The organism is Halomonas aestuarii (assembly GCF_001886615.1).
GTDB classification, from domain to species: domain Bacteria; phylum Pseudomonadota; class Gammaproteobacteria; order Pseudomonadales; family Halomonadaceae; genus Halomonas; species Halomonas aestuarii.
On the sequence record NZ_CP018139.1, the window covers coordinates 3,224,882 to 3,236,780 of the forward strand.

An 11,899-nucleotide genomic window follows, 5' to 3' on the forward strand; every position below is an offset into this window, starting at 1 on the left:
CGATGCCCCGGGAGACGCTGCTGTTCCTCCAGCACGAAGACGTGCTTGCACGGCAGCGCGAGGCCCTGCTCTCGCAGCTTGCCGAGGGGCTGCCGGAAGCACGGGTGCTGCTGGCCTCAAGTCCCGTGCAGGTTCCCGACAGGTTAAGGGTCGATGCGGTGATCACCCCGACCCTGCCTTGGCTGCCTGAGGCCCTGTCGCGACTGGAGCACTATGACTGGATCCACTTCTTGTCCTCGGGGGTCGAGGCAATCTGGGCGATGCCCTTTGACAAGCACCGGGTGCTGATGACCCGAAGCGCAGGGGTGCATGCACCGGCCATGAGCGAATTTGCCCTGGGCGCCATGCTCTATTTCGCCAAGCGCTTCGGCAGCTGGACCCGGCAATCCGCGTCCCCCCACTGGCGACGTGAGTGGCTGGGCGAGCTGACCGGTGCGCGCCTGACCATCCTCGGCATGGGGCGGGTCGGTAGCCTGCTGGCCGAGCGCGCCCGACTCTTCGGCATGCAGGTCAACGGCCTGCGTCGTCATGCCGACAATATCTCCGAGGGGATGACGCCCCTGACCCTGTCGCGGCTCCCCGAGGTACTGGCCGACACCGACTATCTGGTGGTCTGCCTGCCGCTGACCGACGAGACTCGCGGCCTGGTAGACGAGCGCTTGCTTGAATCGCTGCGGCCGGGCGCCGTGCTGGTCGACATTTCACGGGGAGGGGTGGTGTGCGAGTCGGCCGTGATCAAGTCCCTGGAGGCCGGGCGACTCAGCGGTGCCGCCCTGGATGTTTTCGAGCGGGAGCCCCTGCCGAAGAGCTCACGCCTGTGGGGTCGCGAGGACGTGCTGCTGACTCCGCATGTCTCCGGGACCACTCCCTTCTATCTGGAACGCGCCGTGGCGCTGTTTCTCGACAATCACAGAGCGCTGGTCGCAGGCCAGGCACCGCTCACGCCAGTGGATGTCGAGGCGGGCTACTGAGGAACGATTCATGCGATGGCTAATGGCGTTGGTGATGCTGCCCCGTCGGGCAAAGCGTTGGCTACTGAGAATGGCGGATGGGCTGCTGGTAGCTGGCTGCCTGCTGCTCGCCATGATGCTGCTCGGCGAGCGGGAGGTGCTGCTGGGGACGACAGGCGCCATCCTGGTGGGTGTTACGGCATTGACCACCGTACTGATTCTCGAGGTCATGGGGGTCTACCGCATCGTGTTGCGATTCATGAACCAGTACATGGCGCTGACCCTGGCCATGGGGCTGCTGCTCTCGATGATCAACCTGCTGGTGCTGAACCTGCTGCTTGGTCAGCCGCTTTCCCTCAATGTCCTGCCCCTCTTTGCCCTGCTGGTATTGCTCTCCGTGGAGGGGTTACGTCTGATCCTTCGTGAACTGTACCAGTGGAGTCGCACACCCCAGCGACAGCCGGTGGTGATCTACGGTGCTGGGGCGGCGGGGTGTGAGCTGGCAAGAGCCCTCCAGCACGGTGGCCGCTACCGTCCCCGGGCCTTCGTCGATGACTGGAGGGGGCTGCAGGGCTCGCTGGTGGAAGGGTTGCCGGTCCATCATCCGGACGAGCTGGAATCGCTGATACAGCGTCTGGGCCTAGAGCTTGTGCTGCTGGCGATTCCCAGCGCGCCACGCTGCCGGCGACGGGTGATCCTCGAGCAGCTTGCCCGGTTGTCGATCCCGGTGCAGACCATTCCCGGCTCACAGGACCTGGTGTCCGGACGTGCCAGTGTCAACGACACCTGCAACGTGGAGGTGGAGGACCTGCTGGGGAGGGAGCCGGTGTCGGTGTTTGCGGAACTGACGGGCGCGGACATACGCGACAAGGTGGTCATGGTGACGGGAGCTGGAGGCTCCATCGGTGGCGAACTGTGTCGCCAGATCCTTCGGCAGGGCCCCTCGTTGCTGGTGCTGGTCGATAACAGCGAATACGCCCTTTACGTCATCGATCAGGAGTTGCAGGACCTGGTGCGGTCCAGTGCCAGCCAGGCCCGCGTGAAGGCGCAGCTGGTATCGATCCAGCGTGGAGATCGGATGCGCGAGGTCATGGCCAGCTTTGGCGTGCAGACGCTCTACCATGCGGCCGCCTACAAGCATGTGCCCCTGGTGGAGGCCAACCTGGTGGAGGGGATCCGCAACAATGTCTTCGGGACCCTGGGACTTGCGCTGGCCGCGGTGGAGGAGAACGTCGAGACCTTCGTGATGGTCTCCACCGACAAGGCCGTTCGGCCCACCAACGTGATGGGCGCCACCAAGCGGCTGACCGAGCTGATCTGCCAGGCCCTGGCGGCCCGAAAGCCATCCTCGACGCGCTTCTGCATGGTGCGTTTCGGCAATGTGCTGGGATCGAGCGGTTCCGTGGTGCCGCTGTTCCGACGCCAGATCGAGCGCGGCGGGCCTGTCGAGGTCACGCACCCCGATATCACGCGCTACTTCATGACCATTCCCGAGGCGGCCCAGTTGGTGCTCCAGGCCGGTGCGATGGCCAGCGGAGGCGAGGTCTTCGTGCTCGACATGGGCGAGCCGGTTCGCATTGCCGACCTGGCAGCCAACATGATCCGGCTCTCGGGGCTAGAGGTGAAGGACGACACCCACCCGGAGGGTGACATCGAGATCGTCTACACCGGCCTGAGGCCGGGTGAGAAGCTCTTCGAGGAGCTGCTGATCGGTGACGACGTGCTGGCCACCGGACACCCGCGCATCATGACCTCACATGAGGTGGCCTGGGAGTGGTCTGCCCTGGAAGGCTTCCTGGAGGAGCTGTACGAGGCTATGCAGCATTCCCGCCACCTGCGCATCCTGCAGCTCCTGCTCGAGGCTCCTCTGGACTACCGGCCAGATGGCCACGTGGTGGATCCGGCCTGGCAGGCTCGGCATGGCCGGATCTACGGCACGCTGGCATCGGCGGGAGCCGACTCGACTCAGGCGACGGTGGCGCGTCTCGGGCTCCAGGCCTCCAAGTCGATATGATCGACGCTTACAAAGGGATGATGACATGTTAAGGGACCTGCGCGAACTCTACTCGCTGCTCACCCGCCAGCAGCGCCGACGCCTGATGATCCTACAGGTACTAGTAGTCCTCATGGCCTTCGCCGAACTGGCCAGTGTCGTCGCCATCGGCCCCTTCATGGCGGTGGTCGGTGACATGGGCCGGCTGGAGGGCGATGGGCTGCTGGCCATGGCCTTCGAGCGCAGCGGCATGGAGAGTCCCACGGCCTTTCTCACCTTGCTGGGCGGTCTGGTGCTCGCCGTCCTGCTGGTCTCGGCCCTCATCTCTACCTACACCACCTGGCGGCTGTCGCTCTACAGTGCCCAGGTAGGGGCAGAACTTGCGAGTCGACTATACAGCTACTATTTGCACCAGCCATGGCTTTTTCATGCCGGCGTGAATACCAGTCGGTTGATGAACAAGGTGGCCAGAGAAGTTCAGCGCACGACCACCAAGATCATAAACCCTTTGATGCAACTGAATGCAAGGATGATGACTGTCTTCGTGCTTGTCATGGCGATCCTTTCCTATAACCCTATGGTGGCTATCACGGGGGTGTTGATTTTCGGAAGCTCATATCTATTGCTATACAAGACAGTGAGACGTTTTCTGGTCTCGAATGGGAGGAGAGTATCACGGGCTCAGGCGAGACAGTTCAGATTGATGAACGAGGGCTTTGGAGGGATCAAGGACCTGCTGCTGTTGCATCGTCAGGAGAACTTTACCTCTCGGTTCGACAAGGCCAGTAATAGCTTGGCTCGCGGCCAGGGAATCACCCAGGGGCTAAGCGATGCACCCCGATATGCGATCGAGCTCGTGGCCTTTGCCGCTGTAATCCTGCTGGTACTTCACTTGCTGAATCATTACCAGGGTAATCTGGGAGCCATCCTTCCAGCCTTGTCGATTTATGCACTAGCAGGGTTCAAACTGTTGCCGGCATTCCAGAAAATCTATTCCTCCGTGTCGCGGATACGTGGCAATCTGTCAGCCTATGAAAGTATCCGTGGGGATCTGTTGGCTAGTCGTGACGGTTTTCCCAGCATGGAGGTGAGTAAAGGGGATGTAGTGCCCTTGATACCTCAGCACACAATCGCTCTGAATAATGTGTTTTTCGATTATCCTGGAAAGAAAGAGTCGGCTTTGAACGGCTTATCACTGGTTATTCCAGCCAACAAGATAGTAGGACTGGTTGGAGCTTCAGGAAGCGGAAAAAGTACGACGGTAGATCTTCTGCTGGGGCTGATACAACCGCAACAGGGTGAAGTCATTATTGATAATATTCCACTGAAGAGCGACACCCTGAGAAACTGGCAGGCAAGTGTTGGCTTCGTTCCCCAGCAGATATTTCTTTCCGATGCCACCATACTCGAAAATGTCGGTTTCGGCTTGTCAAGGGAACAGATTGATGAAAGTAGGGTAATGGAGGCACTTCGGCTGGCACAACTTGATGAATTGGTTGAGAAGATGCCCGAGGGGGTCGAGACTAGTATCGGTGAGCGCGGGGTGCGGCTCTCGGGAGGCCAGCGCCAGCGGATCGGCATAGCGCGCGCGCTCTATCAGCAGGCACGCGTACTGGTCTTCGACGAGGCCACCAGCGCCCTGGACGGCATCACCGAACAGCGTGTCATGAATGATATCCACCGTCTGGCGGGGCAGCGCACTATCGTGCTGATCGCCCATCGCCTCACCACCGTGAAGGACTGCGACGTCATCTACATGCTCGATGCCGGCAAGGTGACCGATGCCGGGACCTACAAGGAGCTGGTGAGTCGCAACACCACTTTCCGGATGATGGCCAACCTGTAGGCAAGCGGCGTCTCAAGTGGCGCTGGAGATCGCCAGCAGCGCCACGTGACGCTTGCCGAACATCGGGAGACTTGCATGCTGAAACGATGCCTCAAAAGTGTGATCGGGATATCAGGCTATGAGCTCAGACGGATCGACGTGCCCGCCATCCAGGACCACAGGAGTGTTGAAGCACCGTGCTCTCCGCTGGAGGCCCTGTATTCAAGCACATCCGACCGGTTTGTCGTGGATGTGCCGGTCGACATGATCGTCCCGACGCGAATGATGCTGGCCTGGATAGCGGTGTTGAAGGCGTACGAGGCGCATGGCGAGGCACAGGCCAGGGCCTTGCTCCACGGTTACTTCACTTACCTGCAGCCAGTCAATGTTGCCCAGTACCTCAAGCTGCCGGCTCGCAAGGAATGGCACCATGGTCATCCGCTGTCCTATGTGTATCCATGGGAGGACATGCTGCCTCGGGAGAAGATGGACTTCCGGATTCACCTGATGCGCCATGAAGCCGGAAGGAATGGGCTTCAATGGCAAGCGTCAGACGGATGGAAAGGGTTCGGACCGGTCTCGAAGCGCTTGATCGACATGGAGCTCGGGCGGCTCACGAGGATCTACGACTCCATCAAGCAGCATGGACTCGATGACCGCCATGGCCATGTGCTTGGCACACTCTTCTGTGCCGGTAACTTCCAGATGGTCCAGCCAAGGCGAGGGTGGCACCGGGTGGCCGTTTGCATGATGGTCGGGCTGACATCGATCCCCATCATGTTCGACAGACGGCACGTGGTAGTCAGGCTCGAGGATGCCGAGTTCTGGCCGAACGTCAGGCGCGGACTGTTCTCGCTGGATGAGGCCGTCAAGATATTCGATGAGCGATTCGGTACCCACCTCAGGAGGGGCGTCGAGAAGCGAAGCTCGGCTCTTGTCCAGCGCGGCGACAACCTGGACGTGGCTCCTGCCGACCTGTGAAGAAGAGAGCGTGGCGATGAATATTCCGTTCGATAACGACGTCCTTGTTCGACAGCCTATTGACTACCAGCTTCAGGACGGCCCCGCGGCGGCCAGTGACGAAACCTGTTTCCGGATGATTCCCAGGGTCAGGAACGAGTACGCTTGCTTCGCCATCTGGGAGGGGGGAAGGCGCCGGGAGGACGATATCGTCGCCGAACTCGGCAAGCGGTTCACCATCGTGGCCGACTTCATCATTCACTGGAGCGACAGGCACTACCGACGCAATATCCAGCGTCTCTACCTGCGGCCAGGAGAGACGGGAGGGGTGGGTTATGACAGGAAGGTCGGTAAGCCACCCTTCAGGTTTGTCATCGTGGAGGATGCGGTGCCGTCTTACACCTGGTGGAAAAGCGTCTCGGGAAATATTGAACCGTCCAATCGAAATGTAGTGCGTGAAAAATACCGGTTCCGCTCATGGTTCGATGAGCCCTACCAGGTGCATTCAAGTAACAACATCGGAGAGTTCTATTTCCAGTCCGTCTTGCTGCTGGGAAGGCCGCTGCTTCAGCAGGCGCTCTGCCGCAGGTCGCCTGAGACGGTGGAACTTCACCGGGATCTGGAGGGTGCCGATGGCTGGAAGGACTGGAAATCGCTCTTTGCCATTCTGAATGTCTGCACCGACTATCTTGTCCTGAGGAATTACGAGAATCTTCCCCGCCAGGCCGAAGCAGGGGATGTCGACTTTCTGTGTGACAACTTGCAGTTGCTGGCGTCGGCGGCGAACGTTCGACAGAACATCAATCGCACCTACAAGGGGCACGTCGAGGTAGGCGGCGAAAGGATACCGGTCGATATCCGGTTTGTCGGGGATGGCTATTACAGCGCTGCATGGGAGAAGGACGTGATCAGGCGAAAAGTCTTTCTCGACGGCATGTACGTTCCCCGGCCCGATGACTACTTCTTCACGCTCTTGTATCACTGCAAGGTGCATAAGCGATCAGTCGACAGGAAATATGTTGCGTTACTGGGTCAAATGGCGAAGCGTATGGGGTTTGACTGGTACGATAGCGTAGACCTGAGCGACGACGACGCGGTGGGAGGCGTGCTAAAGGGATATATGCTGTCGAACAACTATTACTATGAGCGTCCTATTGATCGCGGTGTCCACGAGAACAAGGGCGTGATAAAGACCATTTCCAAGATGCCCTACAACAACAGGACGGGTTCGCCGTTGATCAGGTCCATCAAGAAAAGAATAAAGCCTTATCTTCCTCTTCGGCGTTCATGATAACCCTATTTTCGGAAGTGAAAAATACTGTTAGCGCAATATTGCGTTGAGTGAAAAAGGATAGCCAAGATGGCGATATTCTCTGGCGTCGTCGTTGCCGGACGAGGTATGGCGGGGGGGCATGTCTCCAGACACATGGAGGAGCTGTCGGTCATCACCCGCCAGGCTCTCTTCCCCGGATCGCTGAACGTGGTGTTGGACAAGCCGCTTAACCTGGATTCGAGGTGCGCGGCCACATTCGACCATGGCAATCGTTTCGTCTGGGAGGCCAGCATTGGGCGGCGCCGGGTGTGGCTCTACCGCTGGAAGGGCATGCCATTCACGATCGTGGAAATCCTGGCTGACTGCCGATTGAGGGATGTAATGGAGTTGGTAAACGGCAGCCGAGTCGATATCGCGATCAGCAACGATGTGGTGGCCCCTCTAGGCTTTCGTCACCGCCTGTCCTCTTTCCTCCTCTGGGGGCTGGGTCGAAAATACCTGTACTACTCGCATCGCTATCCCTCCGGCAGGAAAGTCATGTTCCTTAGGAAACGAATGGGTGACGGGCAGAGTTGAAGGGCTTTACCGTCCGTGACGCCTGAGGCTAGCGAGCCGCGATGGATACCTTATAACGCGTGCGTTAGCTCAATATGTCATCTGAGAAAGCCCGACAAATGCGCGCACATACTCCGCGAGTCTTGCCATGAATAGCACCACGGTCAGTGTAATCATCCCAGCGTATAACGTGTCCCCCTATGTTCAGGAGGCACTGCACTCCCTTTCTCGTCAGGACGTGCTTCCGGATGAAGTGATCATCATCGACGACGGCAGCCTCGATGATACCCTGGCCGTTATTCAGGCGTTTCCGCACCCTTATCCCGTCAGGATCCTGTCGACAGGAAACCAGGGACAGGGAGCCGCACGAAACCTGGGGATCTCCCTGTCCAGCGGCGACTATATCTATTTTTTCGATGCGGATGACATGCTGTCAACGGGGTTTGTCGGAGCGATGAAGGGCATCGTCGAGGAGAACGCCTTCCCCGATATCGTCTTCTTCTCCGGGGAGATCTTCTGTGATGAGGCGGCCGAAGGCCTCTTCAGCATGGACTACCGCAGGGGTTTCAACGGCACCTATCACTCCCCGCTGGAGCTGCTTCGTGCCTTTGGTGAAGCGGGGAGGATCTCGTGCAGTCCTTGCCTGTATCTCTCGAGGCGCTCCCTTTGGGTGGATACCCCGCTAGCGTTCATCGAGCACTACCACGAGGACGAGCATATCCTGTACCCCTTGATCCTCTCTGCCGGGTCTTACCATGTCACGGACGACCTTTATTTCTTCCGTCGAGTGCGACATGGCTCCACGGTGACGCAGGCAAAGAGTGTCCGACATATCCTAGGATACCGCGACACCATTCGCTCACTGCTGCAACTGCATCGTGACCTTCCGGATCCCGAGATAAAAAGGTTCATCAGGTACCGGGCGGTTCACTTCATGAAGAAGTATGTCTTTCATGCCACCAGGAACGGTATCGCCATGGATGCACGATTCCTGAGCTCGACCCTCCTGGGGTTTCGCAGTGCCGAGCTCTTTGCCTATGTGATCTATCGCGGTGGCGGTGCCCTGTCACGCAACGTGATCAGAAGAGTCCTGGGCGAGCAGGCCGGCGTCGAGGCCTCTGGGTGATGGCCGCCAGGCACGACAGACGGGGTGAACATGACGCCCATCCCTGGCCGTCTTCTCTTCTCTTCGCGCGCGGGAGAGGGTGTCGATGCCCTCGAGGTAGTGCGCTGGGCGGAAATGTTCGACACCCGTTGCGCCTTGGCCCCCTGTCCTTTCTATCCGAGTCAGGAGACACGGTAATGCCGGTGTTTTCCGTTGTCATGCCCGTCTACAACAAGGTGGCGACCCTGTCGTCCTCCCTGACGTGTCTCTACCGTCAGACGTGCCGTCATTTCGAGATCATCGCCGTCGATGACGGCTCCACCGATGGCTCACTCGAGATCTTGAAGGAGGCCGAGATCCGGGGGCGGCTGCGGCTACTACAGCGCGACGAACCGGGCCCCGGTGGCTATGCCGCTCGCAACCTTGGCGCCGAGCATTCCCGGGGCGAGTGGCTGGTATTCTTCGATGCCGATGACCTGGTGCTGTTCGATCACCTGTCGCGGTTTGCCAATGCCATCCAAGCCCATCCCGGCCTGGATCTCTTCGTGAATGGCTATCAGAAGATCGAGAGGGATCAGCGACTGCCCCGCGTGGGGCTGCGGGCCGAAGGCGTCATGTCGCGACGAGCTGCCCTGAGCGCATTCGCGCGGTGTGACTTCATACACATGAATGGTGCCTGCATGCGTCGTGATCGCTTCCTGGGACTGGGTGGCTTTCCTATTGGTCGCTATCGGCGGGGAGGAGACGTCTACTTCTGGCTGAAGACGCTGTGCGAACTCGATGCCATCCATTATGATCCCGCGGTGACCAGCCTATGGCAACTGCAGCACAGCGGCGTCACTCGGGACCTGGGCAATCTGCGTGATGGCCATCCCGTGGCAGATCTGCTGGCAGAGTACTCCGAGCGTCTTTGCTGGAGCGAGCGACGTCAGTTGCATGCCGCGATCAATCGCAAGGTGCTTTCCTGGGCGGTGGAGAAGAAGCGTCATGGCCAGTCCGTGAAGTCGGATCTCGGCGCCCTGCGTTGGGACGGTATGCGGGCCCGAACCCTTTACCACCTGCTCTCGCTGATACTGCCTGACACGTTCTTTACCCACATGCATTCCCCTTCGCGGCGAGTGGCCTCGGGAGCGGGAAAGGAGGAACGATGATGAGTCGGCCCGTGATTACCTATGGCACCTTCGACATGTTTCATATCGGTCACCTGAACCTGCTGCGCCGCATCGCCAGCCTGGGCGACCGGCTGATCGTGGCCGTGTCCACGGATGAGTTCAACGCCGGAAAGGGGAAGCGTACCTTGATCCCCTTCGAGCAGCGTGCAGAGATCGTGCGGTCGATCCGCTTCGTCGACGAGGTCATTCCCGAGACGAATTGGGAACAGAAAATCGACGACGTGAAGCGATATGCGGTGAGCACTTTCGCCATCGGGGACGACTGGAAGGGGCACTTCGACTTTCTCACCCCGCACTGCAAGGTGGTCTACCTTCCGCGCACGGAGGGGGTATCGACGACCGAGCTCAAGCGCTCGCTGAACCGGTTCAGCAGCGTGTCCCGCGAGGATGTCCTTCATGCCTTCGATGTCCTGGAACAGCTACGCAAGGACTTCGGGTGAGCGTCATGTCGGCACGTCATCTACCGTTCGAGGAGTCGCTCTATGTCTGGTCGTGAGCATGCCAGGCGGCCCGGGAACAACCCTGGTCCGAGGAATACTTACCTGATAGTGGCAGGCGAAACGCGTCATCAGCCCCTCCATGCACTGGGCGAGAGTTTTGAGCATTTTTTCTCCCTTCGCGATATCCGCATCTGGCACAGCCTCGACGACTGTGACGTCGTACCGGTGCCCGGAGCGGATGCGGATATTGTCGCACTGGGACATCTCTACAACCCGTTCAGCGGCCATGTCGGCAGAGACGCCCTGCAGGTATTGGCGACGTGCTGGTGCCAGGGTCTCGACGCCTTCTTCGCAGCCGCAAGTGAGCTCAGCGGACGTTTCGTTCTTCTGGTGAGTGAGGCGGGGAAGGGGCTTCGCGTGGTGCCGGATGCCTGCGCGTCGCTGCCGGTCGCCTACGCCCTGGATGACAGGCGGCTGGTGCTGAGTTCGCATGCCTACTTCATCGGGACCATGCTGTCCCTGCCCGACGACCCCACAGTGAAACGTCTCCTCGCGTCAAGGTTCTACCATCTCGGCATCCGGCACTGTCCCGCTGACCTGACGGAAGTCGATGGCGTCAGGCTGCTGACCCCCAACGTGAGCCTTCGTCACAACACCGATACCCTGAAACTTCACCGTTTCTATCCAACAAGCCAGAGGGTAGAGCGTCCCGTTGAGGAGGTTGTCGAGGCCGTGGCATCTGCCCTGTGTGCTTCCATTGACTGCCTGACCCGATACGAGCGGCCCGTGACCTGCGCGCTGAGTGGTGGCGTCGACAGCCGAGTCAGTCTCGCTGCCACGGTGCAGCACAGGGATGCGATCCGGTTCTTCACGTTCTCGGGCGACCACAAGAGAAACCGTGATGCGACCTGCACGCGAGCCCTCGCTCGCCGATTATCCCTCACCTTTGAGGACATCGAAATCCTACGCCCCACCCCCGAGGATGCTTTTCGGCATTGCTACCTTCAGCTTCAGGGAAGGACCCGAGCGCCCAACGCCGGGACCGTGCTCTTCAGGAAACAGCATTTCGGCACCTTTAAGGGATTCGAGATACGTTCCTGCATTTCCGAGATCGCCAGGAGCTTCATGAGAAGGAAGTTCCACATTCGCCGCCTTCCCATGACCCCCCATGCCATGGTGCCGCTCTACAAGCGGGTGCCCTTCATGCTGTCCTGGCATCGCCTGATCGCCCGAGCATTTGATGACTGGTCTCGCCGTACCGAGTTCGATCGGGTCGAGCGGTGCGGATTTGACTGGCTGGACTTCTATTACTGGGAGGTGCGTGTCGGAACCTGGCAGTCACAGGTCCTGCAGGATTCGGATTACTACTGCAGCCCCACGGTCATCTTCAACAACAGGACACTGCTCAATATGATGCTGTCCGTGCCGGAACCGTATCGAGCGAGTGACGAGCTTCAGCGAATGATCATCAGCCGGCTGGATCCAGCCGTCATGCAACTGCCCATGGTCAAGAATTTTGGAAGAAAGGCGGCGATACGTGAGTTCCTCGAATCCTCCTACCTGAGGGCCTACATGCCGATCTTCGGCTGACGTCGCCTTGTCGTCGCGGTCTTTGCTGGTGGGGCC

10 protein-coding genes are annotated in these 11,899 nt (G+C 59.6%); all 10 read left to right on the top strand.

Annotated features, from left to right (window positions below; genetic code table 11):
* The first annotated feature begins 2 nt into the window (after positions 1 to 2).
* The 10 genes from BOX17_RS15015 (at position 3) to BOX17_RS15060 (ending at position 11,863) form a co-directional block, all read left to right on the top strand.
* Positions 3 to 971, top strand: coding sequence for a D-2-hydroxyacid dehydrogenase (locus tag BOX17_RS15015; protein WP_071945910.1), 969 nt, complete (start codon positions 3 to 5; stop codon positions 969 to 971).
* Between the two features lie 70 nt (positions 972 to 1,041).
* The gene (locus BOX17_RS15020; RefSeq protein WP_164508646.1) at positions 1,042 to 2,964 is read left to right on the top strand and encodes a polysaccharide biosynthesis protein; all 1,923 of its coding nucleotides are present in this window, start codon (positions 1,042 to 1,044) and stop codon (positions 2,962 to 2,964) included.
* 25 nt (positions 2,965 to 2,989) lie between these two features.
* Complete coding sequence (locus tag BOX17_RS15025; RefSeq protein ID WP_071945914.1) at positions 2,990 to 4,789, top strand: ABC transporter ATP-binding protein; 1,800 nt, start codon at positions 2,990 to 2,992, stop codon at positions 4,787 to 4,789.
* A 75-nt stretch (positions 4,790 to 4,864) separates the two neighbouring features.
* Entirely contained in the window at positions 4,865 to 5,749 is an 885-nt protein-coding gene (locus tag BOX17_RS15030; RefSeq protein WP_071945916.1) for a hypothetical protein, read from the top strand.
* A 16-nt stretch (positions 5,750 to 5,765) separates the two neighbouring features.
* A complete protein-coding gene (locus BOX17_RS15035; RefSeq protein WP_071945918.1) occupies positions 5,766 to 7,019 on the top strand; it encodes a hypothetical protein in 1,254 nt (417 codons plus the stop codon).
* Positions 7,020 to 7,088: 69 nt separating this feature from the next.
* On the top strand, positions 7,089 to 7,577 hold the full coding sequence (locus tag BOX17_RS17010; protein WP_071945920.1) for a hypothetical protein: 489 nt from the start codon (positions 7,089 to 7,091) through the stop codon (positions 7,575 to 7,577).
* Positions 7,578 to 7,704: 127 nt separating this feature from the next.
* On the top strand, positions 7,705 to 8,682 hold the full coding sequence (locus tag BOX17_RS15045; protein WP_071945922.1) for a glycosyltransferase family 2 protein: 978 nt from the start codon (positions 7,705 to 7,707) through the stop codon (positions 8,680 to 8,682).
* Between the two features lie 176 nt (positions 8,683 to 8,858).
* On the top strand, positions 8,859 to 9,812 hold the full coding sequence (locus tag BOX17_RS15050) for a glycosyltransferase family 2 protein (protein ID WP_071945924.1): 954 nt from the start codon (positions 8,859 to 8,861) through the stop codon (positions 9,810 to 9,812).
* On the top strand, positions 9,812 to 10,273 hold the full coding sequence (tagD, locus tag BOX17_RS15055) for a glycerol-3-phosphate cytidylyltransferase (protein ID WP_071946941.1): 462 nt from the start codon (positions 9,812 to 9,814) through the stop codon (positions 10,271 to 10,273). The genes BOX17_RS15050 and tagD overlap by 1 nt, the downstream gene beginning before the upstream one ends.
* 108 nt (positions 10,274 to 10,381) lie before the next feature.
* Positions 10,382 to 11,863: an asparagine synthase-related protein gene (locus BOX17_RS15060; RefSeq protein ID WP_071945926.1), complete on the top strand. Its 1,482-nt coding sequence runs from the start codon at positions 10,382 to 10,384 to the stop codon at positions 11,861 to 11,863.
* Positions 11,864 to 11,899 lie beyond the last annotated feature (36 nt).